We start from the raw sequence: 26,590 nt of genomic DNA on the forward strand, positions 1-26,590 counted from the left end.
TAGGTATGACGCCGACGCCCACGGAGCAGCCGCTCGACGACCTGCTGGAGGTCACCACCCCGGCGCAGTTCAAGGCGCTCGGGCATCCACTGCGGCAGCGGCTGCTCTTCGCGCTCGGGCAACGCCCCGCCACCATCAGCCAACTCGCTGCGGCGCTCGGCGCGGCCAAGGGCAACGTGGCCCACCACCTCAAGGTGCTGCGCGACGCCGACATGATCCGCGTCGCCCACACCCGTCAGGTCCGCGGCGGCACCGAGCAGTACTACCAGCGCAGCGCCCGACGGATGCGCGTGGCGCCCGGCCACGCCGCCGCGACCGCCGCGATGCTCGGGGCGGTCGCCGAGGAGGTCTCCGCGGCGCCCGGCGAGCCGCTGCTGCACCTGCGCCACCTGCGCCTCACCGCGGCCCAGGCCGAACGGCTCGGCGCCGCGCTCAGCGAGCTGCTCGACACCGCCGAGGACGCCGGCGAGGGCGAGGACCGCTACGGCGTGCTGGTCAGCCTCTACCGGCAGACCCCGCCGCCACCGGCCTGACCGGTCCCGCCGACGGGCCGCCGCCCGCCGGTCCAGAATCGGGCTTGACCCTCACGTAACGGCAGGCGGGAGCCTCGTTGGCGGAAGGGAGGGAAACCATGGCGTACACGGTGGGACAGGTGGCGAAGTTCGCCGGGGTGACCGTGCGGACGCTGCACCACTACGACGAGATCGGGTTGCTCTCGCCCAGTGGCCGCAGCGGCACGGGCTACCGGCGCTACGACGACGCCGACCTGGAGCGGTTGCAGCACATCCGCTACTACCGGGAGCTGGGGTTCCCGCTGGAGGAGATCGCCGCGATCCTCGACGACCCGGCGAGTGACCCGGCGGCGCACCTGCGCCGCCAGCACGAGCTGCTGACCGTACGGATCAAGAGGCTCCAGGAGATGGTCACGGCGATCGAGTTCGCGATGGAGGCGAGCAAGTTGAACATTGCACTGACCCCGCAGGAGCGGTTCGAGGTCTTCGGCGACTTCGACCCGGAAGCGCACGCCGAGGAGGCCGAGCAACGGTGGGGCGGCACCGAGGCGTACCGGGAGTCGAACCGGCACGTGTCCCGCTACACCAAGGACGACTGGCTGCGGAACAAGGCCGAGAACGAGGACTGGGGGCGGCGGTTCGTCGAGGTGATGTCCTCCGGCGCGCCGGCGGACAGCCCGGCGGCGATGGAGTTGGCCGAGGAGCACCGGCAGCTCATCAGCCGCTGGTTCTACGAGTGCCCGTACGAGGTCCACACGGGGCTGGCCGACATGTACGTGGCGGACGAGCGGTTCACCGCGTACTTCGAGAGGATCAGGACGGGGATGGCGGCGTACCTGAGCGAGGCCATCCACGCCAACGCGATCAGCCGCGCCTGATCGTGCGGTCCGTCCGCACCCTGGAGGTCACCAGTGCTCATCGTCGCCGGCAGTCTCTACGTCGACCCTGACGAGCGGGACGCCTACCTCGCCGACTGCGTCGAGGTCGTCCGGCAGGCGCGGTCCGCGCCGGGCTGCGTCGACTTCGCGATCAGCGCCGACCTGGTCGAGCCGGGCCGGATCAACGTCTACGAGCGCTGGGAGTCCGACGCGCAACTGCTGGCCTTCCGGGGTGCGGGGCCGGCCGAGGAGCAGGCGGTGGCGATCCGTGGCGCCGAGGTGCACAGGTACCTCATCTCCGGCGTCGAGGCTCCCTGACCGGGGTCGGCCGGACGCTGCCGCGTCCGGCCGGCCCCGGATCCGCTCGGGCTCGGCCGGCCGAGCCCGGCTGGCCGTGCGGCCGGCCGGCCGGAGCGGGGCTCACCGTCCATCGGCGACGTGGTCGTAGACGGTGCGGGCGAGGCGGCGGACCACCTCGTCGCCGGTGGCGATCGGGCCGGAGGTGAGGAACGCGACCGCGACCTCGGAGCCGGGGATGAGGTAGTAGCCCACGTCGTGGGAGGCGTCCGGCAGGTCGCCGGTCTTGTGGGCGACCGGGACGCCGGGCGGCAGCGCGGCGGGGATCTTGGTGTTCAGGGTCTGCCGCCGCATGAAGTCGATCAGCAGGTCGCGGGAGCCGGGCGTGAGGATCTGCGCGTCCCAGATCGCGCCGAGCAGCGAGACGACGTCGTCCGGGCTGGTGTAGTTCTCCTCGCCCCGCCGGGCGGCGTCCTCGTCGAGGAACTTGCGGGCCAGGATGGTCTGCCACTGGTTCATCGAGTCCGCCAGGGCGTTGACCGGCCCGAACCCGTGCAGGTAGCCGATCAGCACGTTCGCGGCGGTGTTGTCGCTGTAGACGATCGTGTACTCGGCGAGCCGACGCAGGCTCACCACCTGCGGGAACGTCTCGTGCTGGAGCTCGCCCGTGCCGTCGACCACGTCGGCCGGGGTGACCAGCACGCCCTCGTCCAGCGACACCTGGCCGCAGTCGACCCGGCGCAGCAGCTCCACGAGGATCCACAGCTTGATCACGCTGGCCGCCTTCGGCCGGAACGTGCCGTTCACCGCGACCTGCTGGTCGCCGTACCGACCTGAGAGGTCGCGGACCGTGACGCCGGCCGGGTTGGTGCCGGCCGTGGCGTCGACCACCTGCCGGAGCCGGTCGGTCAGCGGCAGCAGCCGGCGGCCGGCGGCCGGATCGGTGGGCGGCGGGGGGTCGGTGACCACCGGGCCGGCCAGCCGCTGCGGCCGGGCGCCGGGGCGGGCCACCTCCAGGGTGCCCCACCGGCGGCCGACGAGCGGGACGTCGTAGGCGTAGGTCGTACCGTCGAGGGTCAGCGTGCCGCGCGCGGACCGGCCGACGACCCGCATGCCCGGGTCGGCGGCGCGGCCGGTGTCGCCGTTGCAGGCCCGGTAGCGCACGGTGCGCGTGCCGGTGTCCACCGAGAACACCCCGCCGGGGAAGGGCAGCCAGGCCGCCGTGCTGGCCGTCGGGCGCCCGGGCCCGGGCTCCGGCCCGCCGCCGTCCGCCGCCGCCGGCCCTGCCGCCAGCGCCAGCAGGGTGACGACCGCCAGCGGTACGCGCACCGCGCCCCGCCAGGAAGATGAGCGCTTCTTGTCCGTTTTCCTCACGTTTGTACGATATGAAGGCCGGCGGGTCGCCCGGCATCGCGCCCCAGCGGTGTCACCCGTCCGGGGCGCGGGCGGCGGCTATCGCGGCGACCGCTCCGGCGGCAGGCCCGGGGCGAGCCGGCGCAGCGAGGCGAACGTGGGGACCAGCGCGTCGTACAGCTGGGAGAACAGCGGCAGCAGGGCGGCGTACGTGGCGGCGGCGGCCGGGTCGGGGCGGACGGTCTCCTCGAGGTGCACCAGGTCGGCGGCCAGGTCGACGGAGGCGACCAGCCCCAGCGCCTCCATGCCGAGCAGCGCCGCCCCGAAGCTGGAGCCCTCGCGCTCGACGGGGAAGCGCACCGGCATGCCGAGCACGTCGGCGAGCATCTGCCGCCACAGCGGGCTGCGGGCGAACCCGCCGCTGGCCCGGATCTCCCGCACCTCGTTGCCGGCGGCCCGTACCGAGGCCAGCACCAGCGCCAACTGCTGGCAGACCCCCTCCAGCCCGGCCCGCACCAGGTGCGCGCGGCGGTGCCCGTGGGTCAGCCCCACGTACGCGCCGCGCGGCAGCGCGCTCCAGTGCGGCGCCCGCTCGCTCAGCAGGTACGGCAGCATGATCAACCCGCCGGAGCCGACCGGGGCCTCGGCGGCCACCGCCAGCAGCTCCCGCTCGGCGTGCTCGCCCAGCTCCGGGGCGAGCGCGTCGCCGGCCCAGTCGAGCACGAGACCGCCGTTGTTGATCGCGCCACCGACCACCCAGCGCTGCTCGGTCAGCGCGTAGCAGAACACCCCGCCGAGCGGGTCCACGCCGGGGCGTTCCACCATCACCCGCATCGCGCCGCTGGTGCCGATCGAGCAGGCCATCACGCCCGGGGCCACCGCGCCGAGCCCGAGGTTGGCCAGCGGGCCGTCGCCCGCGCCGACGACCACCTTCGTGTCGGGCGGCAGCCCGGTCGCGGCGGCCGCCTCGGCGGTGAGCCCCGGCAGCACGGCGGTGGTGGGCACCAGCTCGGGCAGTTGCTCCTCGGTGATCCCGGCGATGCCGAGCGCCTCGGAGTCCCACGAGAGCTGGTGGATGTCCATCAGGCCGGTCGCGGAGGCGACCGAGTGGTCGGTCACCAGCGCGTCGCACAGCCGCAGCAGGACCCAGTCCTTGATGCCCACCCAGTAGGCGACCCGCCCGAACAGCTGCGGATCCTGCTCGGCGTACCAGAGCAGCTTGGGCAGCGGCGCCATCGGGTGGACCGGGGTGCCGGTGCGGCGGTGCAGCGCCAGCCCGGACGGGACCGCCCGCAGCCGTTCGGCCTGCCGGCTGGCCCGCGAGTCGGCCCAGGTGAGCGACGGGGTGAGCGGGTTGCCGTCGGCGTCCAGCCCGATCAGGCTGTGCATCGCGGTGCTGAACGCCAAGCCGGCGATCGGCCGGCCCAGCTCCGCCACGACCGCGCGGATCGACTCGAGGACCGCCGTGTGGATGCGGCGCGGATCCTGCTCGGCCCAGCCGGGGTGCGGCTCGTCGAGCGGGTAGCCGACCGAGCGGTGCAGGAGTTGCGTGCCGTCGACGCCGTACGCGACCGCCTTGGTGCTGGTGGTGCCGATGTCGACGCCGACCACGACGGCGCGGAGCGGCTCGCTCACCGACTCCACCCCCTCGCCGTACGCACGGTGACACCGGCCGCCGCTGACGTTACCGAGCGTCCCGACGCCCCGCAGGGGGAACAAGGAGTCACGATCAGCCCTTCCCCGGGCCGCCCTCGCGGCACCAGAATGCCGATCAGTGTGAATGTTCTGCATGTTCACCCAGACGGGCAGCAGCTACTAGTGGTTGTTTTCCTTTCTAGAGCTGTCCATAATTGACTGTTGTGGGGAGTGTTTATCGGATCGGCGAGTTTGCCAAGCGGGTGGGCCGTTCGGTGAGCACGGTGCGCCGGTGGGAGGCGGAGGGCCGGATCGCGGCTCGTCGTCTGCCGTCGGGGCAGCGGTATTTCGACGATTCGGATGTGCGCAGGGTTTTGCAGCCGGGCTTCGCCGTCGACCGGCGGAGGGTTGTGGTGTATTGCCGGGTCTCGTCGCCGGGTCAGAAGTCCGATTTGGCTTCGCAGGTGGCGGCGATGCAGCAGTTCTGCCTCGCTCGCGGTCTGGCCGTGGACGAGTGGATCAGTGAGGTCGGCGGTGGGATGGACCTTCGCCGTAAGGAATTCCTGGCGTTGATGGACGCCGTCGACCGGGGTGAGGTCGCCACGCTGGTGGTGGCGCACAAGGACCGGTTGGCCCGGTTCGGGTTCGACTTGCTGGAGCATGTGGCGGCGCGCGGCGGCTGCGAGATCGTCGTGGCCAACCAGGAGTCCCTGTCCCCGCGGCAGGAGCTGGTCGAGGATTTCCTGGCCATCATCAACTCCTTCTCGTGTCGGCTGTACGGTTTGCGCCGCTTTGAGGAGGAGTTGAAACGGGCGGACTTGACCGTGGAGGGTGACCGGTGAAGGTCACCCGGATCGCCTACTCGGCCCGTCTGAATCCTGGCAAGTACGCCGCTCTGGTGGAGCAGGCCCGCCGGTTGGGTCGGGTGCGTAGTGAGGTGTGGCAGCGTTACGGCGCGATCAACGGTGTCGGGTCCGGGTTGAGAGACCGGCAGGTGCGGGACCGCTGGTTGGCCGACGGCATCCACGTGCAGTTTGGTGTGTTGGCGAACGCGTGGAAGGAAACGGTCCGCGACGCCGTCGCCGACATCGCAGCGAACATGGAGGCGGCCAAGGTCGACGTCCGGCGGGCGGTCAGCCAACGCACCAACGATCCGGGCGAGCGTCAGCGGATGTTCACCGCGCTGCGGGCCGACCAGTGGGCCAGTGACCCGTTCCTGGCCCGGCAGATGCGCAAGCATTGGAAGCGGGGCCGCAACCGCACGCATGATCAGATCGTGGTGCGCGCCGACAAGTACCACACCGCCGTCGATGGGTGGGGCCGGTTGTGGCTGGCGGTCCCGGGCCTGGAGCCCCGCAAGATGGTCAGGATCCCGCTGTCCACGACGGTCACGCCGACGGGTACCTTGCGGCTGATCCTGCGCAGCGGCCGGGTCGAGGTGCACTACCAGATCGACGCGGCGCAGATGCGGTCGTCGCAGCGGCCGTGCGGCGAGGCGACGGTCGGTGTGGACAAGGGCTACACCGAAGCCCTGACCGACTCCGACGGCCAGCCCCACGGTGAACAGCTTGGTGTGCTGCTGTCCAGTGAGTCGGACCGGTTGAAGGAACGGAACCGGCGGCGGGCGAAGCTGCGCTCGATCGCGAACACCGCCGCCCGGCGTGGGGACCACGCGAAAGCGCACCGGGTCAAGGTCAACAATCTCGGCACCGTGAAGCGGGACCGGCAGGCCGCCCGGCATCGGGCGCGGGTGCGCACGGAGATTTTCACCGCCGTGCACGAGGTCGTGGACAAGGCCGCCACGGTGGTCTCCGAAGACCTCACCAAACGCTTCACCAGCCGCAGAAAGCTTCCTAAGAACATGAACCGGCGTCTCGCCGCGTGGACCAAAGGAGTCACCGCCGAGGCCCTGAAAAGCGTGTCGGAGCGTAGAGGTTCTGCGCTCGTTCCCGTCAACGCCGCCTACACCTCACAAACCTGTCACCAATGCGGCGCCTTCGGCCGCCGTAGTGGCGACCGGTTTCACTGCACCCGCTGCGGGGTGGTGTGGCAAGCCGACGTGAACGCCGCGATCAACATCCTGCACCGAGCCGGCGACCCCGACATCGCCTTGCACACCCCACACCAGCGGGTGAAGCAGATCCTGCAGGACCGGACCGATCGCCACCGGACCAGACTGCCGGTCCAGGACTCCAGCCCGCGGCTACCGCTGGGCGGAGAGCGAACTATCCGAACTGCTCGGCTATGAGCAACGAGTAGGAAGCAGGAAACAGGATGAGGCTGAAGCCGGCCGGCGCGGTGCTCACCGCACTCGCCACGGTCCTCACCACGGTGGTCACCGGCGTCCCGCCGGCCGCCGCGCAGCACCGCGACAGCGGATACTCGGCGGAGATCCGCCGGGCGTCGTACGGCGTCCCGCACATCACCGCCCGCGACTTCGCCTCCCTCGGCTTCGGCGTCGGCCACGCCCAGGCCGAGGACAACATCTGCGTCATCGCCGAGAAGATGGTCACGGTCAACGCCGAACGGTCCCGCTTCTTCGGCGCGGCCGGCCCGACGGACGCGAACGTGCGCAGCGACCTGTTCTTCCGCAAGGCCATCGACGAGCGCACCGCCGAGCGGCTGCTCCAGGGGCCGCGCGACGGCGTGCACTCCCCGTCGGACGAGGTCCGCGACCAGATCCGCGGCTTCGTCGCCGGCTACAACCACTACCTGCGCCGCACCGGCGCGGCGAACCTCACCGACCCGGCGTGCCGGGCGAAGCCGTGGGTGCGCCCGCTGACCGAGCTGGACGTCTGGCGCGCGAGTTGGGCCAGCATGGTCCGGGCCAGCTCGCGGGCGGTGCTCGACGGGATCGTCGCCGCCGCCCCGCCGACGGCGACCGGCCCGGCCGCCGCGCTGGACGCACCGGGCGCGGCGGCGGTGGTCGCCTCCGCCGACGGCGCGCCCGCCGGGGTGGGCAGCAACGCGTACGGGCTGGGCGCGCAGGCCACCACGCACGGCGGCGGGATGGTGCTGGCCAACCCGCACTTCCCGTGGGAAGGCGCCGAGCGCTTCTACCGGATGCACCTCAAGGTCCCCGGCCGCTACGACGTGGAGGGCGCGGCGCTGGTCGGCGACCCGATCGTCGAGATAGGGCACAACCGCACCCTCGCCTGGAGCCACACCGTCTCCACCGCCCGCCGCTTCGTCTGGCACCGGCTCGCGCTGGTCCCCGGCGACCCCACCTCGTACTACGTGGACGGTCGGCCCCGGAAGATGACCACCCGCACCGTCACCGTGCAGGTGCCCGGCCCGGGCGGCGGGACGGTGCCGGTCAGCCGCACCTTCCACGACACCCACCTCGGCCCGGTGGTCGTGGTCCCCGGCACGTTCGACTGGACCGCCACCAGCGCGTACGCGATCACCGACGCCAACGCGACCAACAACCGCGCGTTCGACGGCTGGCTCCAGATGGGCCGGGCGAAGACGGTGCGGGAGCTGAAGCAGGTGCTCGACCGGCACCAGTTCCTGCCCTGGGTGAACGTGATCGCCGCCGACGCCCGCGGCGAGGCGCTCTACGCCGACCACTCGGTGGTGCCCCGGGTCACCCACGAGCTGGCCGCCGCCTGCATCCCCGCGCCGTTCCAGCCGCTCTACGCCGCCAGCGGCCAGGCCGTCCTCGACGGCTCCCGGTCGGCCTGCGCGCTCGGCCGGGACCCCGACGCGGCCGTGCCCGGCATCCTCGGCCCGGCCAACCTGCCGGTCCGCATCCGCGCCGACTACGTGACCAACTCCAACGACAGCCACTGGCTGGCCAACCCGGAGGCGCCGCTGGAGGGCTACCCGCGCATCATCGGCAACGAGCGCACCGAGCGCAGCCTGCGTACCCGGCTCGGCGTGGAGCAGGTGCGGGGGCGGCTCGCCGGCACCGACGGGCTGCCGGGGCGGGGCTACACCACGTCCCGGCTCTGGCAGACCGTCTTCGGCAACCGCGCGTACGGCGGCGAACTCGTCCGCGACGACCTGGTGGCGCTGTGCACCGCGCACCCCACCGCGACCGCCTCGAACGGGAGCACGGTCGACCTGCGCGACGCCTGCGCGGCGCTGAAGGGCTGGGACCTGCGCGTCGACCTGGACAGCCGGGGTGCGCACCTGTTCACCGAGTTCGCCCTGTCCGGCGGCATCCGCTTCGCCGACGCGTTCGACGCCGCCGACCCGGTGCGCACCCCGAGCCGGCTGAACACCGCCGACCCGCGCGTGCTCACCGCGCTCGCCGACGCGGTCCGCAGGCTCGCCGGCATCCCGCTCGACGCGCGCCTCGGCGACGTCCAGACCGAGCCGCGCGGCGACCGGCGCATCCCGATCCACGGCGGGCGCGCCGAGGCCGGCGTCTTCAACATGATCATCAGCCCGCTGGCACCCGGCGTCGGCTACCCGAAGGTGGTGCACGGCTCGTCGTTCGTGATGGCCGTCGAGCTGGGCCGGAACGGCCCGTCGGGACGGCAGATCCTCACCTACTCGCAGTCGAGCAACCCGAACTCCCCCTGGTACGGCGACCAGACGCGGCTCTACTCGGGCAAGGGTTGGGACACCATCAAGTACACGGAGGCGCAGATCAAGGCCGACCCCAACCTGCGCACCTACCGGGTGGGGGAGGGCCACCGCCACTGACCCGCTCCGTTCGCCGCGCCGGTCGGGTCACTCGGCCCGGCCGGCGCGCCATGTCTCGCCGCGACCGACCCAGCCAGATCATCCACCCCGCTGACAGTCGGCCCGAAAGCTCACGGAGCGACGAGGCGATCCACACCGTAGTGGTCCCACCAGGACTGTCGGTGCTTGCGGACGCGCCCTGCGACGCGGGTCAACAGCAGCCAGTTGCCGTTCTGCACCAGTGCCGCGTCCTCCGACCGCCCGGCCAGCACTCGTGCGACCGCCGCCGCCATGTTCGGAATCCCCTTGTCGACCAGGTCGTCCGCGTGCATGGAAAAGTCGAGGTCAACGTACGTTTCAGGCTCCCACTCCCAGCGGGTTCCGTCGTCGTCCTCGGCGTCGTAGTAACCGTGACGGCCCGCGTAGATGGTCAAGGCGTACCCGCGTTCCTCGTAGAGCCGGGCGCTGAACAGCCGGGGGTTGTCCGTCGGAGTCGGCATCTCGGTGACATCCGCGGCCGCCAGTTCGGCCACCTCCTCCAACGGGGCACTGCCCGCCAGCGTCAATCGGAACTCGACAGTCATCTCTCCAGCCTCTCGTCAATCTCGCCACACGATTTGCACGATCGCGCCTCCTCGTGTCACCGCCACCAGTTCCCTCAGCTTGTCGACAGGCCAGGTGTCGAACTGATTCCGCAGGGCCGAGAGATCACCACGCCAGTCCTGGAGGTTCAGCACCACGCGTTGGGTCTGTTCCTTCGGTCTGATCCTGGTGCGTGGTCCGGTCGGCGTACCTCCAGGCCTGCCGGTGGCGCGCCGGTTCCAGGACACCCCTGCGTCTTCGCCAGCGGCGGCGGCATCGCCCGTGGAGGTCGGATCGCCGGCGGTGGTGGGGGTGGGGCTGGTCGGTGCAGGACCGCCAGCCCCGGTCAATTTCCCGATGCCCCCAGGCGACGTGCGTCGACGATCGCCGCTTCGACGAATTGTCGGGCGCTCCCGGCGCGCTGGACTACCAGCACCAGGAACTGCTTGATGCTGCTTAGCGCTGACAGGAGCGGGCCCGGCTGGCCACCCTGCAGGACCACGGCGGTGAGCCGCCGCGCCTCGTCGGCCCGGGCGATGGCTCCGGCCGCCGCGTCACGGGCGCCGTCGACGGTGTTCCGCACGGGTGTCAGTACGGTGATCGTCTGTTGCGGAGTGGCCTCCTGGGGGACGGCCATGGCTGCCGTCGTCGCCTCGCCGACCGAGGTGGCGAGGCCGGTCAGGCTTTCGCGGATTCCGGTGATCTCTTGCCGCACCCGGGCCGTACCGGCGGCCACAGCGGCGAAACCGGCGCCGGCAGCTCGCAGCGCTACTTCCCGCGCCTGATCGTCGGCGGCGGCTGCCAGCCCCTGAGCTCTGTCGACGCCGTTCATCAGCACACGGAGTTGGCCGACAATCCTCTCGATGTGCGACACGGCTGACCCTCCCCGATCGACGATGGTGAGGATGTTCGCATGTCAGAACGTACCGTGGCGCCGTGGCGCCGACCAGACGACAGGAGGGTGGCTCCCGGTAGGCGGGCAGCGTGTGACGTGCTGGTCCCCGTGGCAACCCTTGCGTCGCCACAATGTGAGTCGAGGCGGCAGAACCCCCTTATCGTCCGATTTGGTCCGCCGTTCGGCTATTTTGCCCGGATGCGTCGTGTCCCTGCCGGCCGTTGACACCGTTGACACCGGTGACACCCCGATTGGTGGCCTGCGCGGCGAAGGAGTCGGCGTGGCAAAGACTGATTCGACGGGTTCCACGTGGCGGTACCGGTGGGCGCACCGGCAGAACGAACGACGGCGGCGCGAGTTCCGTGGCGCCGAGCAGGAATGGCGACGACGCGACGACGAACTGCGCCGCCTGCGTACCCTCGCCGAGGCGTTCCACGGCTCGACCGCCGCGGGCGCGGGGCTGCCCCTGGAACTGGCCCCCGACGAGGTGGTCTTCTGGGTGCTGCCGGCCGCGCAACTGGTGGAGGTCCGGCACACCGCCGTGCTGCCCGCGCCGGACCTGACAATCGCCCCGGAGGCCGCCCCACTGCGCGCCCGCAGGCCCGACGGCGTCCGCGTCGCCGACGCCGGGATGGCGGTGATCACCAACCGCCGGCTCGTGCTGCTCGGCGGGCGCGGCCGGCGCGACTGGGCGTACGGGAAGATGACCGGCCTGTCCCACGACCCGCACGCGCCGGTCACGCTGATACAGGTGCTGGACCGGCGGCGCACCTCCGGGCTGATGCTCCCCGCCGACGTCGCCGCCGACTTCCGGTTCAAGCTGGCGCTGGCCTTCGCCGACGCCATCGAGCAGCGCGGCGCGGTGCTCGACCAGCTCGACGAGGCGATCGCCGAGCACGCACAGCTCAAGCCGTTCCGGCCACAGATCGCGACCCCCGGGCAGGCCCGGCCCTTCGCGTTCGTGCCCGGCGGCCGGCGCACCGTGGCCGTCGCCGCCGGCATCGCCCTGCTGGTGCCCGCCGCGCTGCTCGACACCGACCCCTCCGACCCGACCGGCTCCGAGGTCGCCGTCGCCGCCACCCCCGCGCCCAGCGGCACCCCCGCGCCCAGCGGCACCCCCGCCCCGAAGGCCGCGACGCCCGTCGTCCCGCCGAAGGCGGCGACCGCGTCCGCGCCGCGCCGCGACACCACGTCGCCCTCGCCGACGCCCGCCCGGGAGCGGCGGTGCGGCGCCCCCGCCAACCCGATGGGGTACGACTTCTGCGGCGGCAACCGCATCCGCAAGCCGGCGGCGGAGATCTGCGACTGGTTCGACTGCGTCCCCGAGTTCTGGGCCGGGCGGGGCTACCTGGTGCAGTGCCGCGACGGCTCGGTCAGCCTCACCGGCGGGCGGCGCGACGCCTGCGCCGAGCACGACGGGATGCGCCGCACCGTCTGGAGCTGACCCTCGGCGGGTGTGTCCCGGGCGCGCGGTGCGGCCTCGCTGCTCAGCGCGCTCCGCGTCGGGCGGGTCCGCGACGACCGCCTCAGCGCAGCCGTTGCAGGGGGAGCAGGCCGGCGAGGATCGCCGCGGCGGCGAGGGGCAGCAGGTCCAGGTCCGCGGCGATCCCCACGAACCCGAGCAGTACCGGCACCGGCACCCACGCCGGCAGCAGCCGGGGTCGCGTGGTCCCCGCCTGCACCAGCAGGGTGAGGATGCCGACCTGGAACAGCAGCGGCCCCAGCATCATGGCCGGATCGGGCAGCGCGGCGGCATCGGCCAGCCCGGGGAACAGGTCGCCGAGGATCACCCACACGAAGGCGGCCACCCCGACCAGCCCCAGCACGGTCGCCGCCTCGGTGAGGACCCGTCGCCGGGGCGCGACGGCCAGCAACAGCCGGCGCAGCCCGACGACCAGCGCGCCGAACAGCAGGATCCCGACGAGGAAGAAGGTGTGGCCGACGTCCCAGGCCAAGCCGTCGCCCCGGTCGCCGTCGAGGCCGTCGACCAGGCGGAGCAGGCCGTAGAGCAGCAGGAGCGCCGGGCCGCCGACGGCGGCCGCCCGCACGAGCCTCGTCGACGTCCGCGCATCGGTGTCAGTCATCCACCCAGCGTCGACGCCCGACCGGCCGCGCTCCATCCGGGACTTCCCGCATCGGCCCCCGACCGACCACCCCGAGCACCGCCCGGGGATGCGAGGGTGGCGCGCCCTTCGCATGATGTTCCCCGTGATCAACGACAAGCACGACCAGCACCGCAAGAAGAAGAAGCGCGACTACTGCGGCGGGTGCAGTTGCGACGTGCCCAACTGCGACGTGCCCAACTGCAACTTCGGGCTCTTCTCCACGCTGCTCACCCTCGGCGCGCTGCTCGCCCGGCTCGTCGCGCCCGGTCGGGCGTCGGCACCCACGGCAGTTCCGGCCAGGCGGGCGCCGCTGGTGGATCGGGCCGGCCGGGCCGCGATCCTCGGCTACCGGCGCTGGCTGTCGCACCGCTGGCCGGGGCAGTGCCGCTACACCCCCACGTGCAGCGCGTACGGGCTGGCCGCCGTGGAGCGGTACGGGCTGGCCGTCGGCGGGCGGATGGCCGCCGACCGGGTGCGCCGCTGCCGTCCCGACGTGCCGCGCGGCACCCACGACCCGGTGCGCTGACCCGGGGATGCCCCTGACCTGCGGAATATCCCGCCCGCCCGCGCTCCCGGTTCGGCCATGATGGGGCCATGGAGATCCGCTCCGACGACGGCGCCCGGGTCAGGATCCGGCCGGTGGGCTACCAGCCGGGGGTCGAGCCGCCGGACGACCCGGACGAGGCGGCGGACTGGGACGACTGGCTGCTCGTCGAGACCGACGCCCGCACCGCCGACGGGCAGTCGTGGTCGCACTACACGCCCTGCCTGACGGTGTCCGAGGCGTACGCGCTGGCGGGCTGGCTGCGGCAGCAGGCCGAGACGACCGGGGACCCGGCGGAACCCTTGGCGGTGGTGCGCTTCATCGAGCCGAACCTGGCCTTCCGCGCCCGGGTGCTGCGCCGTCGCCGGCTGGCGCTGACGGTCGAGTTCTCGTACGAGTCGCTGCCCCCGTGGATGCCGCGGCGGCCGCTCAGCGCGGTCTACCCGCTGACGCTCACGGTCTCCGCCGGGGCCCTCGCGGTGGCGGCGGAGCAGTGGGCGCGGGAAGTCGAGGCGTACCCCCGCCGGGTCGCCTGCTGACTGCCGCCGACCCGGCCGCGACCGTGCGCCGTGCTGCCGGCGGTGGTGTGGGCCCACTCCCTCCGCCCGGTTGCGGCGGCTACGGCCGGACGATCATCGTCCGCCTCATGGTGGCTCCACCACGTCGGCCGGTGTTTGCTCAACCTCCCCGCGACGCGGGTCAGCAACAGCAGGTTGTGGTTGAACACGAGGGCCGCGTCCTCGCTGCGTTCGTTCAGGACCCGCGCAGTGGTCGCCAGCACGTTGGGGATCCCCTTGTCGGCCAGCACGTCCTTGCGCATGTAGAAGTCGATGTCGACGTACGTTTCCGGCTCCCACACCCACAGCGAGCCGTCGTCGTCTTCGGCGTCGTAGTAGCCGTGGCTGCCCGCCGTGATGTCGACGACGAAGCCGCATTCCTCGTTGAGTGCGGAGGTGAGCATGCGGTTGCCGGACAAGGTGCGCGTCTCGACGGCGTTCGGTGCGGCGAGTTCAGCCACCTCGTCGAAGGGATCTCGCCTGCCAGCGTCAACCGGAACTCAACAGCCATCCTCGCAGTCACTCCCTCAGTTCCGCGTTGAGCTTCTCGGTGTGCGACATGTGGCCGGTGCCCCCGATCGAAGGCGGTCAAGGTCCGGGAGGCTGGGGCCACGAAGCAGCCCGTGGCACCTGAGTCACTCCGGGCCGCTGCCGGCTTCTACGTCGTCGGCGCCCCGGCCGAAGTCGGGGACGGTCAGCGAGCCGTCGTCGGCGAGGGGGAAGCCCGGGTTGCAGGCGATCTCCCAGACGTGGCCGTCGGGGTCGGCGAAGCAGCCGGCGTAGCCGCCGTAGAAGGTTTCCCGCGCCGGCCGGGTCACCTCCGCCCCGGCGTCGGCCGCCACCGCCAGCAGCTCGTCGACCTCGCCCCGGGACCGGACGTTCTGCGCCAGCGTCATCCCGCCGAACCCGCTCCCGTCGGCCACGCCGGCGTCGGCGGCCAGCTTGTCGCGGCTCCACAGCACCAGCGCCAGGCCGCCGGCCTGGAAGAAGACGGTCTCCTCGACCTCCTGGCCGCGCCAGCCGAGCCGCTCGTAGAAGGCGCGGGCGCGGGCCACGTCGGCGACGCCGAGGGTGACCAGGCTGATCCGCTGCTCCATCGCCCGGCCCCGAGGGTCGTCGCCCGGGTCGTGGACGTCATCGATCATCGCGGGAACCTCCAGGGGACGACCGGCATCGCGGCCACCGTAACGCGGGCTCACGACAGGCCGGGGCGGCGGCACGCGGACGGATGATGCTGCCGCAGCCGGCGTCCGACCGGGCACCGTGGATCCGACGCCGCAGGGGCGGGCCTCCGGTCAACAGTCCCGGAGGCCCACCCCTGGCGGGTCATGGCGCTCAGCGCAGGGTGGCCGCGCTCGGCGCAGGGTTGCCGTGCTCAGCGCAGGGTGGCCGCGCCAGCGTCGGCGTACTGCTCGTCGAGGTCGCCGGAGGGCGCGCCGCCGACACCGATGGCACCGACCACCTGCCCGTCGACGCTCACCGGCACGCCGCCGCCGAGGAACAGCGTCCCCGGGATGTCGCGCAGGGTGGCGCCCGCCCCGGTCACCCGGCCGGCCAGCGCGGAGGTGGGCTGGCCGAAGGAGACGGCGGTGAACGCCTTGCGGTGCGCGGACTCGGCCGTCTGCGGGCCGGCGCCGTCGCCCTTGAGCTGCACCTGCACGGTGCCCGACCGGTCGAGGACGACCACGGTGACCCGGTGGCCGCCCTTCTCGGCGGCCTTCACGGTCGCCTCGGCCGCGCGCAGCGCCGCGTCGAGGTCGAGCGACGGGTTCGCCACGACGTTGCTCTTCGCGACGGTCGCGGCCTGTGGCTTCGCCACCGGCTCGGCGGCGGAGGCGGTGACGGCGACGCCGGTGACGGCGGCCACGGCCACGGCGCCGGCGCCCAGGCCGAGCGCCATCCGGCGACGGAAGTTGTGGATCATCACGATGCTCCCTGAGGTCTTCGGATCGAGGTGACAGCCCCAGCCTGGCCGCCGCGCGCGGCGCGGTCATGGCACGCCGGATGCAACCGGGATACCTCGAATGGTTGAACCGGCCACCCCGTTCCTGCCGTACGCTGGACAGTTGTCAAGATCAATTGATCGGAGGTGGGCGGTGGGACGGCAGGACCGGCTGCGCCCGGCGATGCGGTGGGGGTTCCTGCTCCTGCTCGCCGCCGCCGCCTCCCGCTACGGCGTACGCCACGGCTGGGGCGCCGACACCGGCGCGGTGCTGGCGCTGGCCGGGGTGCTGCTGGCCGCGTACGCGATCAACGAGCTGGGGCGGCGCGCGCCCGGCGCGCGCTTCGCGGCGGTGCTCGTCGCCTTCCTCGCGCTGGTGCTCGCCGCGCCGAGCTTCGCCCTGGTGGCGATCCCGCTGTTCTTCGTCGGCCTGCGCCAGCTCCCGCGCCGCGCGGTCTGGCCGCTGGTCGGGCTGCTGACCGGCGCGGTCGTCGTCGCGCAGATCCGGCTGGCCGACCGGCTCGACCCCAGCCTGGTGCTCGGCCCGGTGGGCGTCGCCGCCATCACCACCGTCGTCTTCCTCGAACTCGACCGGCAGAACCGGGCCCGGCAGCGCGCGCTCGACGACCTCCTGGCCGCGCGCGACGAGCTGGACCGCAGCCAGCGCGAGGCCGGGGCGCTGGCGGAACGGGCCCGGCTGTCCCGGGAGATCCACGACACCCTCGCCCAGGGCCTGTCCAGCATGAACCTGCTGCTCCAGGCGGCCGACCAGGAGTGGGACACCGGGCCCGCGCAGGCCCGCGCGCACGTGCGGCAGGCCGCGGCGACCGCGCGGGAGAACCTGGCCGAGGCGCGCCGCTTCGTCCGTGGCCTGGCCTCCCCGGCGCTCGACGGCGCCACGCTGACCGACGCCCTGCGGCGGCTGTGCGCGGCGACCGAGCGCGACACCGGCATCCCGGTCCGGTTCGCCGTCGTGGGGACCGTCGCGCCGCTCGGCGTCGACGACGAGGTGGCCCTGCTGCGAGTCGCCCAGGGCGCCCTGGCCAACGTGCGCCAGCACGCCCGCGCGCGGCGGACCGCCGTGACACTGACCTTCGGCGACCAGGAGGTGACGCTCGACGTGTACGACGACGGGACCGGCTTCGACCCCGCAGCCGTCACCGGGTTCGGGCTGACCGGCATCCGGGAGCGGATCACCCAGCTCGGCGGCACCGTCGCCGTCGAGAGCGCACCCGGCGAGGGCACCGCGATCGCGGTCAGCCTGCCGCTGCGGGAGGCCCGATGAGCACGCCGCTGCGGCTGATCCTGGTCGACGACCACCCGGTGGTCCGCGCCGGACTGCGGGCGCTGCTCGGCGGCCGGCCCGACATGACCGTGGTCGCCGAGGCGGCGACCGCCGGGGAGGCGCTCCGGCAGGCCGCCGCGCTGCGTCCCGACGTGGTGCTGATGGACCTGCAACTCGGCGACGGCGTCGACGGCGCGGCGGCCACCGCCAACCTGCTCGCCCTGCCGGAGCCGCCGCGCGTGCTGATCCTGACCACGTACGACAGCGACGAGGACATCATGCGCGCCGTCGAGGCCGGCGCGACCGGCTACCTGCTCAAGGACTGCCCGCCCGACGAACTGTTCCGCGCCGTGCACGCCGCCGCAGCCGGGCAGACCGTGCTGTCGCCGCCGGTCGCCGCCCGGTTGATGGGCCGGATGCGCGGCCCGCAGCCCACGCTCAGCGCCCGCGAGGTGGAGATCCTCACGCTGCTCGCCCGGGGCCTCGCCAACAAGGAGATCAGCCGTCAACTCTTCATCAGCGAGGCCACCGTCAAGACCCACCTGGTCCGCATCTACGCCAAGCTCGGCGTCGACTCGCGGACCGCGGCCGTGCACGCCGCCGTCGAGCGGAAGCTGATCCGCCGGTGAAGCGCCGCGCCCTGCTCGCCCTCACCCTCGCCACGGCCGCCGGCTGCGCCCGGCCCGCCCCGACACCACCCCCGGAGGAACCCATGTCCCGCCCCGCCGACCAGGACCTGCTCACCGCCGCCGACGCCGGGGACCCCACGGTGGTACGCGCCGCGCTGGCCGCCGGCGCCGACATCGAGACCCGCGACGCCCGACGGCGTACGCCGCTGCTGCTGGCCGCCGCGAACGACCACGTCGAGGCCGCCCGGATCCTCGTCGAGGCGGGAGCGGACCCGGACGCGCTCGACGACCAGCACGACACCCCGTGGCTGGTGACCGGGGTGACCGGCAGCGTGGCGATGCTGGAGGTGCTGCTGCCCGCCGACCCCGACCTGACGATCGTGAACCGCTACGGCGGCATCTCCGTCATCCCGGCCAGCGAACGCGGCCACGTCGACTACGTCCGGCGCGTGGTCCGCACCGGCATCGACGTCAACCACGTCAACAACCTCGGCTGGACCGCGCTGCTGGAGTGCGTGATCCTCGGCGACGGCAGCCGGCCGTACCAGCAGATCGCGGAGATCCTGGTGGGCGCCGGGGCGCGCGTGGACGTCCCCGACCGGGACGGCGTCGACGCGCGGGAACACGCCCGCCAGCGCGGATACGCCGAGATCCTCGCCATCCTGTCGCGCTGAGACGGCGTGCTCCCGACCGGGCGTCTGGGCTTGTCGGCCGCCCCCCACGGTGCCGGCTTAACCGGTCGCGGAGGTTCGGCGGCCGGCGGTAGCGTGCCGACGTGTCCCGCACCGTGACCCTCGCCCTGCTCGACGCCGCCGGCGCGCCGCTGGGCGCACTACCGCCGTTCGACGTGCCGTCGCCGTGGTGGCAGGACGTCGCCCCCGTCGTGGCCGAGGCCCGCCGGCGGTACGGCGTCGAGGTGGCCGTCCTGCGGCTACTGACCGGCGACGCGCCGCGAGCGGTGGGCGGCGCGGTGACGTACCTCGGACAGGTCAGCGACCCGCCCGCCACGCCGCTCGTCCCGGCCAAGGTGGACCTGTCGGCGGACCGGCTGCGCGCCCCCTACGCCGAGCCGGGCGGTCCGGCGCGCAGCGTCGCCTGGGCGACGGGGGAGTTGCGGCGGCTCGGCCGGCCGGCGGAGACCGTCGCCCAGCAGCGCACCTGGAACCTGTCGGCGGTGTGGCGGCTCGACGGGCCGGGCGGGACGGCCTGGCTGAAGCAGGTGCCGGTGTTCTTCCGGCACGAGGCCGCCGTGCTGCGTTGGCTCGGCCGGGCCGTGCCGGGCAGGACGTCGACGCTGCTCGCCGACGACGGCGACGGCCGGATGCTGCTCGACCACGTGCCGGGCGAGGACCGCTACGGGGCGCCCATCGAGGAGCGGCTGGCGATGGCCGCTGACTTCCACCCGGTGCAGGTACGGTCGATTCTGGACGTGGCGGAGCTGGTGGCGGCGGGCGTGCCGGACCTGCGTGCCCCTCATCTCGCTGGCTGGATCCGTGACCGGCTTTCCGGTCACGACACCTCCTCGGTGGAGTCCTTGCTAACGGGGCTGGAGGCGCGGCTGGACGAGGCGGCCCGGTGCGGGCTGCCGGACACGCTGGTGCACGGGGACCTGCACCCCGGCAACGTCCGGGCCTGTGCCGGACAGCATGTCGTCATCGACTGGGGCGACGCTTTCGTGGGGCACCCCGCGTTCGACGTGCTGCGGCTGGCCGAGGGGCTCGACGCGGCCGCTGCGCGGTCGGTCTACGAGGAGTGGTGCGCGCGGTGGCGGGCCGACGTGCCGGGATGCGAGCCGGAGCGGGCCGCCGAGCTGCTGCGTCCGGTCGCGGCGCTGCGGATGGCCGCCGTGTACGCGATGTTCCTCGACGGGATCGAGGCCAGCGAGCGGGTGTACCACGCGACGGACGTCGACGCCTGCCTGAAGCAGGCGCTCGGGGGCGCGGCCGCTCCGGCGTGACGCGCCTGTCCGGTCGGACGCCTGGGGACCACTCAGTCAGGCTTGGCGCCCTCGTCATCCCACTGGGCCAGCGTGGCCGACAGCTCCTCCAGAAACGCGTCGACCTGTCCGGTGTAATAGCCGCGCATGGCAACAGGCAGGGCGGCGCGCGCCTTGTCGAGCTCGGCCTTGGCCGCGTAGCGCTGCGACGTCACGCCCGAGATCAGCGCGTCCTGCCCCCGCCGGATCAGCTCGTCCACCCGCGCCGGGTCGTAACCGCGCAGGCTGATGGTGAAGTCGGGCGAGTCGAACCGCTCCCGGCGTAGTTTCCGGACATCCGTGAAACGGCTACCTCCGAAGCGGGCCAAGGCGGCTGCCACCTCGTCTGCCGACTGCCGAACGTCATCGAGGTCGAGGAGGACGAGGGCAGTTCGGCCATCGACCGGGCTCCGGCCGGTGCGCGGGCGATCGATGGTCGATCCGGTGGCCGGCACCAGCATCAGCGACGGGGAAGTCGACTTCTTGCCACCGGGCGTCGGTACCGGCTCGTCGAGGATGATGGAGTCGATCTCCGCCCACGGCACGAGCCGGTCGAGCCCGGCCAGCCGCAGGGTCAGGCCGTCGGCCCCGATGTGGAACCTGAACGGCTTGAGCTCGCTGACGGCGAACGCGCCACCCATCAGCGCCACGATTCCACCGAAGAGCCATGCGCCGACGGAAGGGGACGAACTGCCCGCTGCACACAGCAGCACGAGTACGCCGAACGCCAGGAACACAATGCCAGCCACCAGCAAGCGCCGGCTCTTGCGCAGCTCCATGCCCATACCTCGATCTCGTCAGGCCGCCGTGGAGAGCATTGCAGGGCGATTCAAGCGACCGTCGATGGCGGAGCCAGGGGCACCTTGCCGTTCACACCGCCGCCGCGGCCCGCATGCGGGCGTACTCGACCTCCATGTCGGGTGGGCCGAAGCCGTAGTTGGCGTAGTCGGCACGCATGTCCTCGATCGCGGCATCGAGTTCGGCCGACGGGCCGCCCTCGGCGAGCAGCACCACCAGCGGCTCCCACATCGCGCCGCCGAGATCGCGTATGCCGCGCAGCGCCTCGAGGTAGCGGCCCGGCCGGAGCAAGTCGAGCGCGGTGCGGGCGAGCTTGTCGGCCGCACCGACCAGCAGCGCCGCGGCGTGGTCGAGCTCCTCGGTCGTCGTCACGGTCGCCGGGTACCTGGCAGGGTCCATGCGCAGGTGGTAGTAGCTGCCCTCCGGGCATTGGCGGGTCTCGACGAACCCGATCCGGTAGGACGTGGCGTCCTTGTCCAACGGGATCGGAGGCTGGCCCCAGCGGGCGGCGCGCCAGTTCACGTACTCCCACCAGGCAACCGGCACCACACCGATGCCCACGCTGACGAAGATCGTGCCGCCGCCGACGCTGCGCATCACACTCCGTCCGACATTGACCTGTGCGACGCCGTCGGTCGTGACGACCGACCAGGTCCCGCGAGTGCCCTGGAAGCCCAGCGGCCGCACAACGGCGCCGATGTCCTTGTTCAGCCGGCTCGTCGTCTGCGCGGGAGTGATCATCCGGTACACGGTAACCGCTCGACGCGCCCGTAAGTGGACATCACTAGGCAGCGAGGGATTCGCCCTTGAACACCTCACGGCGGTGCCAGGCGACGTGTTCGACTGCGGGGACCGGGGTCCCGGGGCGCGGCCGCAGCATCCTGCCGTGCAGGTCATAGGTCGACCGGCCGGCCGGCGTACGGAGCCGTGAAGGCGGCCGACACCTCGATGCGCAGGTCGGCGTCGAGCCCCAGCGCGCCGAAGTCGAACAGCTTGTGGTGCAGCACGCAGAGCGCCAGCCCGTTGTCGGGGCTGTCCGGGCCGTCGAAGGCCCACCAGCGCACGTGCACCGCCTCCACGCCGACCGAGGCGTGGCCGAGCTGGCCGTCGTACCCGCAGAACGCGCACTGCCGGTCCCATGCCTGGAGCACCGCCACCCGCCAGGCCGCGTCACGCCGCCGCGCGGGGATCGGCGTGACGCCCGGCGCCTGGAGGATGTCGTCGGGGTCCAGGCCCGCCGCGGTCAGCACGTCGGGCGCGATGGTGGGCGGGAAGTGCTGCTCCACCAGGGCACGGGCGACCCGCCGCACCAGCTCGGAATCGATGACGTGCGGCTGCTCGACGTTGGAGATCCGCACGTTCCACTCCACGCCGTCGACCAGCGCGGCCTTCGACAGGTTCGACGATCCGACGTACGCGGTGGTGGTCATGCCGTTGCCCCGGCGGAACAGCCAGGCCTTGGCGTGCAGGCGGGTGGTCCTGGTCTCGTAGGACACCTTGATTTCGGCGCCCAGCTCGGCAGACCATTGCCTCTGCCAGCCAGCCTGTTGGCCTCCAGTCGCCGTACCTTGGGTACCCGGATCTTCGTCTGTGCCGTCCGCTACCGCCATCCGCCGTTCGCGTCGAGGCGACCGCCGCCTGTCGTCGGCCTCTGCCGTGGCGGCCAGCAGCGAGGTTTGTGTACGCTGCGCCGACTACGGGGCGACGAGCCCCCGCTGCGTTTCGTAATCTTGTCAGACCTTCGGCGTGTAATGGCGACGGCCCTGAGCAGTCGCGCCAGCGTCGTTCGCGATTGGGAGGATCTATGACGCACGGGACGTCCGAGAGGTCGATCGAGGAACTTGACCTCACGCCGTCTCCGCGATTGCTGGAGATCCTGGGAGACATTCCGTACCAGCCGTGGCAGTGCCTCGCGGAGTTGATCGACAACGCGTTCGATGACTTCATCGCCGACACCGATCGAAGCCCGGGCGAGGCTCCGACGGTTCGGGTTACCTTGCCGGGCCCTCGGACTTCGGAGGGTGACGAGATCGTCTGCGTGGCGGACAACGGCCGCGGCATGACGAGGGAGATCTTGGAACGATCTCTCCGAGCCGGGTACAGCAGCAACTTCCGCTACGGCAGCCTGGGCTTGTTCGGCATGGGGTTCAATATCGCGACGGCCAAGCTTGGCGGCGTCACGGAGGTCCGGACCACCCGCGCCGGGGATGAGACCTGGCTCGTGGCTGAAATTGACTTCAAGCGGATGCGGGAGGAGCAGAGCTTCGCGGTGCCCCTGCGCCGGGAGCCAAAGCCGGATCCTTCCGTGCACGGGACTGAGGTGACGGTCAGCAGGCTTCGGCGTGAGACCCGCGACCGGTTCAAGCGGCAGTCGACAGCGTCCCAGATTCGCGAACGTCTGGGCAACGTGTACTCCTACATGCTGCGGTCAAGCACGGCAGTACCAGAACTGCCGGGACCGATGCTCGCCGGCCGAGGCTTCGCGCTTTACGTCAACAACATCCGTGTCTCCCCGCGCCTGCCGTGCGTGTGGTCGCCCAGTCGGAAGGTCGACTACCGAGGCCAGGAGATTCCCGCCGTTGTCGAGATCGACCGTCGCTTGGAGCCAGCCTGGGCATGCATGGACTGTGGACGCTGGCACCCAGCGGCGCCCGACAGGTGCCGGGAATGCGGCGGGGAGAACCTGCAACTACGCGAGCGCCGAATAGTGGGCTGGGTCGGCGTCCAGCGGTACCTGGACGTGACCGACTTCGGCATTGACCTGCTCCGTAACGGACGCAAGGTCCTGATCTCCGACAAGAGCCTTTTCGGCTGGGAACACCCCGACACCGGCCAGGTTTGGACAGAGTACCCGGTTGAGTTCGGCGCCACTACCGGTGGCCGTATCGTCGGGGAAATCCACTTGGACCACGTGCCCGTCGTGTACCAGAAGAATGACTTCGAGCGTGGATCGATCGACTGGGTCACCGCAATTAACTACATCCGTGGGGAAGGCCCGCTTCAGCCCAAGAAGGCGCGGGAAGTTGGTTACCCGGACCAGAACATGTCCCCGCTCGGGAGGATCTTCCACGGCTTTCGACGCAACGACGCGGGTACCAAGTGCCTGATCCCAGGTGATGGGACCAAGCCGCTGCACGAGCGGGCACGCGAGTGGGCTACGCAGTTTCGCAAGGGGCAGGCAGAGTATCTGTCCGATGACAAGTGGTGGGAACAAGCCGTCGAGCACGACCGAATCAGGTCCGGCCAATCTCGTCCCCGCCCGACGCCGCCCAGACCTCGCGGCGGGTCGCCATCTCCTGGCCCGGGTGGTGTTACGCCAGGGCCTGCGGGCGGCCCTGGCACGGACGGAAGCGAGGCACAGCCCGGCGGTGGTGATGTGCTTGATCGAACCGGGCTCGCCGGGCTATTCGGTGGCCCGGATGCACCTCAACCACCTACTCCCCAGCCTCCCCCGGAGACCGAGGAGGAGCGGTTCGCGCGGTACCGGTCGAACGCGCGGCCGATGCATGACCTGTGCGGTGGGGTCAGCGTCGCCAACCTACCCCGTCGTGAAGTCGTGGCGTATGCCACCGCCCAGCGGCTCATCGACAGCGAGGGCCGCGACGTCCCGTGTGCCTCGCGTAGTCCACGCGGCAACCGCATTGAGTTGTTTGTCAACATCGAGCACGAGGTGTTCCGCGACTGCGGACGAGATCCTCGCGACTACGCGATCATTGAGCTTGCCGAAGTTCTCCGGACGCAGGCCAGAGGCAACGAAAAGATCGCTGGAGTGGCGGCGGACATTACCGCCCGGATGCCGGATCAGCGGTTCACCGACGCGGCGCTGCGGCAGCGGATTGACGCGCTTCTCCAGCGGATACGGGAGGCGTTGGCGCCGGTCGCGACGGCCCACCCAGGGGCGTTGTGGGCGTGCTTGCCGATTGAGGCAAAAAGCGCCGCCGAGCGTAACGCACTGGCCACCGATCCCCGTACCCTCTGGCCAGACCTGACCACCAATGGCGGATTTGTCGACTACCTCGGCATCGACGCCGTCGCCGCAGTCGTGCGCACTCGGCCGGAACTCGTCCTGGACGGGACCGTCTTCCTCACGACATGGTCGAGCTGGTCAAGCCCAGAGGCGCGGGACCGGCAGGTTGAGCGTTTGGCCCGCCGGCTGGAGACACTCGGCGAATTCGTCGCTACCACAGAGCCGAAGAGTCGACTAGACCTTGCGATCACTCGGCTGACCGTCGACAAGCTCGACGAAGACATCCGCTGGGAGACCCCCACATGAACACGTCATTCGTGGAGCCAGGCACGTCCTTCGTCGATCCAGCGTTCCTGCGCGACATCGGGCCGGCCGCCTTTACCCACCAGGTGGAGCGCCTACTGCTGCACATCGGTTTCGCCGATGTCACGAACATCGACGGCCCATACGATCAGGGCGGCGACATCCTCGCGACGCTAGGCGGACAGCGGTGGGTTTTCCAGTCTAAGTGGAAGGCAAGCGCGGCGGTGTCCTCCAGCGCAATCGACGAAGTCATCCAGGCGAAGGCGTTCTACGCCACAGACCGGGCTGCGGTTGTGACCAATTCCCGGTTCGGGCCATCAGTGCTGCGCCGGCGTGACGAATTGGCGCGCGTTGGTATTAGAGTGGACCTGTGGTCGGGCAAAGAACTAGTCGAGTTGTTCGCCGATGACAGCGTAACGCGGCTCCGCTTGCCCGAACGAATTCTTCGTCCCTATCAGTCGGCGGCATTCGAACATGTCGCCGAAGACTTGGAGGAACGCGGCAAAGCGTTACTGATCTTAGCCACGGGCTTAGGAAAGACGGTTATCGGTGGCGAGGTCATCGCACGTTTTCTGAGCCACCGACCTGGGCAACGTGTCCTCGTCGTCGCTCACACCAAGGAACTGGTCGAGCAACTCGAACGCGCGCTGTGGTTCCATATCGGTAAGGACATCCGCACACAATTGCTCACCGGCGAGCATAGACCAGACGACCTGCGCGGCATTACCTGCGCCACGGTGGCCAGTGCCCTGAACTACGTTCGCGGTGGATATCGGCCGGGCCTAGTAATGGTCGATGAGGCGCACCACGTTGCTGAGTCTGGCCACTTCGCCGAGCTACTTGACGCTCTCGCCGAGGTGCCGCACTTCGGAGTCACGGCAACGCCATGGCGCGGAGACCGGTTCGACATTCGCAACCGGTTCGGCGAACCAAGCTACACGCTGGGAATCGAGGACGGCATGCGACTCGGGTACCTAGCCGAGGTTCGCTACCGGCTTTTCACCGACAACATCGATTGGGACTTTGTGCGGGAGGCTAGCCGTTACAAGTACTCGATCAAGGACCTTAACGCCAAGCTGTTCCTGCCCGAACGAGACGAGGCGATTCGTGACGAATTGATCGCCGTGTGGGCGAAGACGCGCCAACCTCGTGCCATCGTTTTCTGCCGCACTGTCGAGCACGCCGAGCGGATGGCCAGCCTGCTTAGCCAGGTCCCGCAATGGACAAGCGCGGAGGCTGTGCACGCCGCCCTGCACCGCCGCGACCGGCAACTTCGGCTCATGCGGTTCCGGTCCGGCGAAACGCCCATCATAACCGCCGTTGACATCCTCAACGAGGGTGTTGACGTTCCCGATGTCAACATCATCTGTTTTGCGCGCGTCACCCACAGTCGACGAATCTTCGTTCAACAGCTCGGCCGAGGCCTGCGGCTCCGAGAAGGAAAAAGCCACGTCGAGGCACTCGATTTCATTAGCGACATCAGGCGTGTCGCCGCTGTCATGAACCTCCGCGATCGCGTCGGAGCTGACGAAGTCGAGACATTACGACTGGCTCATCAAGGAACAGCTTTCGAGTTCACCGACCGGCGAGTAGAGAGCCTTATGCAGGAGTGGATTAAGGACGCCGCCAGTCTAGAGACGGCACTCGACGAAGCTCGGCTGCAGTTCCCTGATCCCGACCTGGTCGGGGGATGACATTGGC

The 26,590-nt window shown here is 71.3% G+C and carries 25 protein-coding genes and 3 pseudogenes; 15 read left to right on the forward strand and 13 right to left on the reverse strand.

Translation table 11 applies throughout. The features are described 5' to 3' along the window. Positions 1-5 precede the first annotated feature (5 nt). The 3 genes from ACGF5G_RS04560 (at position 6) to ACGF5G_RS04570 (ending at position 1,708) form a co-directional block, all read left to right on the forward strand. On the forward strand, positions 6-533 hold the full coding sequence (locus ACGF5G_RS04560; protein ID WP_393258944.1) for an ArsR/SmtB family transcription factor: 528 nt from the start codon (positions 6-8) through the stop codon (positions 531-533). Positions 534-631: 98 nt separating this feature from the next. Next, positions 632-1,390, forward strand: coding sequence for a MerR family transcriptional regulator (locus ACGF5G_RS04565; RefSeq protein ID WP_393258945.1), 759 nt, complete (start codon positions 632-634; stop codon positions 1,388-1,390). A 33-nt stretch (positions 1,391-1,423) separates the two neighbouring features. Next, positions 1,424-1,708 (forward strand): putative quinol monooxygenase, encoded by a 285-nt coding sequence (locus ACGF5G_RS04570; RefSeq protein WP_393258947.1) that lies wholly within the window; start codon positions 1,424-1,426, stop codon positions 1,706-1,708. 102 nt (positions 1,709-1,810) lie between these two features. On the opposite strand, the gene ACGF5G_RS04575 is transcribed toward ACGF5G_RS04570, so the two are convergent. Further along, positions 1,811-3,061 carry a serine hydrolase gene (locus tag ACGF5G_RS04575; RefSeq protein ID WP_393258949.1) on the reverse strand — a complete coding sequence of 417 codons (1,251 nt, stop codon included), beginning with the start codon at positions 3,059-3,061 and terminating at the stop codon, positions 1,811-1,813. Positions 3,062-3,139: 78 nt separating this feature from the next. Continuing rightward, complete coding sequence (locus tag ACGF5G_RS04580) at positions 3,140-4,675, reverse strand: gluconokinase (protein WP_393258950.1); 1,536 nt, start codon at positions 4,673-4,675, stop codon at positions 3,140-3,142. A 224-nt stretch (positions 4,676-4,899) separates the two neighbouring features. Here ACGF5G_RS04580 and ACGF5G_RS04585 point away from each other — a divergent pair, with 224 nt between their 5' ends. The 3 genes from ACGF5G_RS04585 to ACGF5G_RS04595 are packed head-to-tail and all read left to right on the forward strand — an operon-like array spanning position 4,900 to position 9,328. After that, a complete protein-coding gene (locus ACGF5G_RS04585) occupies positions 4,900-5,517 on the forward strand; it encodes an IS607 family transposase (RefSeq protein ID WP_393258952.1) in 618 nt (205 codons plus the stop codon). Next, complete coding sequence (locus tag ACGF5G_RS04590) at positions 5,514-6,923, forward strand: RNA-guided endonuclease TnpB family protein (RefSeq protein WP_393258953.1); 1,410 nt, start codon at positions 5,514-5,516, stop codon at positions 6,921-6,923. The genes ACGF5G_RS04585 and ACGF5G_RS04590 overlap by 4 nt, the downstream gene beginning before the upstream one ends. A 26-nt stretch (positions 6,924-6,949) precedes the next feature. After that, on the forward strand, positions 6,950-9,328 hold the full coding sequence (locus ACGF5G_RS04595; RefSeq protein WP_393258955.1) for an acylase: 2,379 nt from the start codon (positions 6,950-6,952) through the stop codon (positions 9,326-9,328). A gap of 110 nt (positions 9,329-9,438) precedes the next feature. On the opposite strand, the gene ACGF5G_RS04600 is transcribed toward ACGF5G_RS04595, so the two are convergent. The 3 genes from ACGF5G_RS04600 to ACGF5G_RS04610 all read right to left on the reverse strand — a co-directional run bounded on the left by ACGF5G_RS04600 (position 9,439) and on the right by ACGF5G_RS04610 (position 10,763). Beyond that, a complete protein-coding gene (locus tag ACGF5G_RS04600) occupies positions 9,439-9,891 on the reverse strand; it encodes a SitI3 family protein (RefSeq protein ID WP_393258956.1) in 453 nt (150 codons plus the stop codon). A 15-nt stretch (positions 9,892-9,906) separates the two neighbouring features. Beyond that, entirely contained in the window at positions 9,907-10,047 is a 141-nt protein-coding gene (locus tag ACGF5G_RS04605) for a hypothetical protein (RefSeq protein WP_393259240.1), read from the reverse strand. A gap of 188 nt (positions 10,048-10,235) precedes the next feature. Then, positions 10,236-10,763: a DUF6244 family protein gene (locus ACGF5G_RS04610; protein WP_393258958.1), complete on the reverse strand. Its 528-nt coding sequence runs from the start codon at positions 10,761-10,763 to the stop codon at positions 10,236-10,238. Between the two features lie 301 nt (positions 10,764-11,064). Between ACGF5G_RS04610 and ACGF5G_RS04615 the strand changes: the two genes are divergently transcribed. Further along, on the forward strand, positions 11,065-12,228 hold the full coding sequence (locus tag ACGF5G_RS04615) for a hypothetical protein (RefSeq protein WP_393258960.1): 1,164 nt from the start codon (positions 11,065-11,067) through the stop codon (positions 12,226-12,228). An 82-nt stretch (positions 12,229-12,310) separates the two neighbouring features. Here ACGF5G_RS04615 and ACGF5G_RS04620 read toward each other — a convergent pair whose 3' ends face one another. Next, on the reverse strand, positions 12,311-12,868 hold the full coding sequence (locus ACGF5G_RS04620; protein ID WP_393258962.1) for a hypothetical protein: 558 nt from the start codon (positions 12,866-12,868) through the stop codon (positions 12,311-12,313). A gap of 115 nt (positions 12,869-12,983) precedes the next feature. Between ACGF5G_RS04620 and yidD the strand changes: the two genes are divergently transcribed. Continuing rightward, on the forward strand, positions 12,984-13,415 hold the full coding sequence (yidD, locus tag ACGF5G_RS04625; protein ID WP_393259223.1) for a membrane protein insertion efficiency factor YidD: 432 nt from the start codon (positions 12,984-12,986) through the stop codon (positions 13,413-13,415). Positions 13,416-13,483: 68 nt separating this feature from the next. Next, positions 13,484-13,972, forward strand: coding sequence for a hypothetical protein (locus tag ACGF5G_RS04630; protein ID WP_393258963.1), 489 nt, complete (start codon positions 13,484-13,486; stop codon positions 13,970-13,972). An 89-nt stretch (positions 13,973-14,061) separates the two neighbouring features. Here ACGF5G_RS04630 and ACGF5G_RS04635 read toward each other — a convergent pair. The 3 genes and pseudogenes from ACGF5G_RS04635 to ACGF5G_RS04645 form a co-directional block, all read right to left on the reverse strand. Next, a pseudogene (locus tag ACGF5G_RS04635) lies at positions 14,062-14,501 on the reverse strand (SitI3 family protein); the annotation flags it as partial. A 124-nt stretch (positions 14,502-14,625) separates the two neighbouring features. Continuing rightward, complete coding sequence (locus ACGF5G_RS04640) at positions 14,626-15,135, reverse strand: VOC family protein (protein ID WP_393258964.1); 510 nt, start codon at positions 15,133-15,135, stop codon at positions 14,626-14,628. 230 nt (positions 15,136-15,365) lie between these two features. Next, positions 15,366-15,914: a heme-binding protein gene (locus ACGF5G_RS04645; RefSeq protein ID WP_393258966.1), complete on the reverse strand. Its 549-nt coding sequence runs from the start codon at positions 15,912-15,914 to the stop codon at positions 15,366-15,368. Between the two features lie 172 nt (positions 15,915-16,086). Here ACGF5G_RS04645 and ACGF5G_RS04650 point away from each other — a divergent pair, with 172 nt between their 5' ends. The 4 genes from ACGF5G_RS04650 to ACGF5G_RS04665 all read left to right on the forward strand — a co-directional run bounded on the left by ACGF5G_RS04650 (position 16,087) and on the right by ACGF5G_RS04665 (position 19,803). Next, the gene (locus tag ACGF5G_RS04650; protein ID WP_393258967.1) at positions 16,087-17,217 is read left to right on the forward strand and encodes a sensor histidine kinase; all 1,131 of its coding nucleotides are present in this window, start codon (positions 16,087-16,089) and stop codon (positions 17,215-17,217) included. Beyond that, positions 17,214-17,846, forward strand: a complete 633-nt coding sequence (locus tag ACGF5G_RS04655; RefSeq protein ID WP_357454977.1) for a response regulator transcription factor — start codon at positions 17,214-17,216, stop codon at positions 17,844-17,846. Before ACGF5G_RS04650 ends, ACGF5G_RS04655 begins: the two co-directional genes overlap by 4 nt. Beyond that, positions 17,843-18,520, forward strand: coding sequence for an ankyrin repeat domain-containing protein (locus tag ACGF5G_RS04660; protein WP_393258970.1), 678 nt, complete (start codon positions 17,843-17,845; stop codon positions 18,518-18,520). The genes ACGF5G_RS04655 and ACGF5G_RS04660 overlap by 4 nt, the downstream gene beginning before the upstream one ends. 101 nt (positions 18,521-18,621) lie before the next feature. Next, on the forward strand, positions 18,622-19,803 hold the full coding sequence (locus tag ACGF5G_RS04665; RefSeq protein WP_393258971.1) for an aminoglycoside phosphotransferase family protein: 1,182 nt from the start codon (positions 18,622-18,624) through the stop codon (positions 19,801-19,803). A 32-nt stretch (positions 19,804-19,835) separates the two neighbouring features. Here the strand turns inward: ACGF5G_RS04665 and ACGF5G_RS04670 are convergent, their stop codons facing one another. The 4 genes and pseudogenes from ACGF5G_RS04670 to ACGF5G_RS04685 form a co-directional block, all read right to left on the reverse strand. After that, positions 19,836-20,600, reverse strand: coding sequence for a hypothetical protein (locus ACGF5G_RS04670; protein WP_393258973.1), 765 nt, complete (start codon positions 20,598-20,600; stop codon positions 19,836-19,838). Between the two features lie 91 nt (positions 20,601-20,691). Next, positions 20,692-21,360: a hypothetical protein gene (locus ACGF5G_RS04675; protein WP_393258974.1), complete on the reverse strand. Its 669-nt coding sequence runs from the start codon at positions 21,358-21,360 to the stop codon at positions 20,692-20,694. A gap of 43 nt (positions 21,361-21,403) precedes the next feature. After that, positions 21,404-21,941: pseudogene (locus ACGF5G_RS04680) on the reverse strand (HNH endonuclease); the annotation flags it as partial. Further along, positions 21,936-22,139, reverse strand: a pseudogene (locus tag ACGF5G_RS04685) (phospholipase D-like domain-containing protein); the annotation flags it as partial. The pseudogenes ACGF5G_RS04685 and ACGF5G_RS04680, both read right to left, overlap by 6 nt. Positions 22,140-22,423: 284 nt before the next feature. On the opposite strand from ACGF5G_RS04685, the gene ACGF5G_RS04690 reads away from it, so the two are divergent. Then, the gene (locus tag ACGF5G_RS04690) at positions 22,424-24,892 is read left to right on the forward strand and encodes an ATP-binding protein (protein ID WP_393258976.1); all 2,469 of its coding nucleotides are present in this window, start codon (positions 22,424-22,426) and stop codon (positions 24,890-24,892) included. Next, the gene (locus tag ACGF5G_RS04695; protein WP_393258978.1) at positions 24,889-26,583 is read left to right on the forward strand and encodes a DEAD/DEAH box helicase family protein; all 1,695 of its coding nucleotides are present in this window, start codon (positions 24,889-24,891) and stop codon (positions 26,581-26,583) included. Before ACGF5G_RS04690 ends, ACGF5G_RS04695 begins: the two co-directional genes overlap by 4 nt. Positions 26,584-26,590: the final 7 nt, after the last annotated feature.

The sequence above is a fragment of the Micromonospora sp. NPDC047730 genome, assembly GCF_043204765.1.
GTDB lineage: Bacteria > Actinomycetota > Actinomycetes > Mycobacteriales > Micromonosporaceae > Micromonospora.

Excerpts from the sequence above, each read along its gene's own strand:
- ACGF5G_RS04560 (WP_393258944.1), top strand. The coding sequence starts at position 6 with ATGACGCCGACGCCCACGGAGCAGCCGCTCGACGACCTGCTGGAGGTC.
- ACGF5G_RS04565 (WP_393258945.1), top strand. The coding sequence starts at position 632 with ATGGCGTACACGGTGGGACAGGTGGCGAAGTTCGCCGGGGTGACCGTG.
- ACGF5G_RS04595 (WP_393258955.1), top strand. The coding sequence starts at position 6,950 with ATGAGGCTGAAGCCGGCCGGCGCGGTGCTCACCGCACTCGCCACGGTC.
- ACGF5G_RS04600 (WP_393258956.1), bottom strand. The coding sequence starts at position 9,891 with ATGACTGTCGAGTTCCGATTGACGCTGGCGGGCAGTGCCCCGTTGGAG.
- ACGF5G_RS04620 (WP_393258962.1), bottom strand. The coding sequence starts at position 12,868 with ATGACTGACACCGATGCGCGGACGTCGACGAGGCTCGTGCGGGCGGCC.
- yidD (WP_393259223.1), top strand. The coding sequence starts at position 12,984 with ATGTTCCCCGTGATCAACGACAAGCACGACCAGCACCGCAAGAAGAAG.
- ACGF5G_RS04630 (WP_393258963.1), top strand. The coding sequence starts at position 13,484 with ATGGAGATCCGCTCCGACGACGGCGCCCGGGTCAGGATCCGGCCGGTG.
- ACGF5G_RS04640 (WP_393258964.1), bottom strand. The coding sequence starts at position 15,135 with ATGATCGATGACGTCCACGACCCGGGCGACGACCCTCGGGGCCGGGCG.
- ACGF5G_RS04645 (WP_393258966.1), bottom strand. The coding sequence starts at position 15,914 with ATGATCCACAACTTCCGTCGCCGGATGGCGCTCGGCCTGGGCGCCGGC.
- ACGF5G_RS04655 (WP_357454977.1), top strand. The coding sequence starts at position 17,214 with ATGAGCACGCCGCTGCGGCTGATCCTGGTCGACGACCACCCGGTGGTC.
- ACGF5G_RS04670 (WP_393258973.1), bottom strand. The coding sequence starts at position 20,600 with ATGGAGCTGCGCAAGAGCCGGCGCTTGCTGGTGGCTGGCATTGTGTTC.
- ACGF5G_RS04675 (WP_393258974.1), bottom strand. The coding sequence starts at position 21,360 with ATGATCACTCCCGCGCAGACGACGAGCCGGCTGAACAAGGACATCGGC.
- ACGF5G_RS04690 (WP_393258976.1), top strand. The coding sequence starts at position 22,424 with ATGACGCACGGGACGTCCGAGAGGTCGATCGAGGAACTTGACCTCACG.
- ACGF5G_RS04695 (WP_393258978.1), top strand. The coding sequence starts at position 24,889 with ATGAACACGTCATTCGTGGAGCCAGGCACGTCCTTCGTCGATCCAGCG.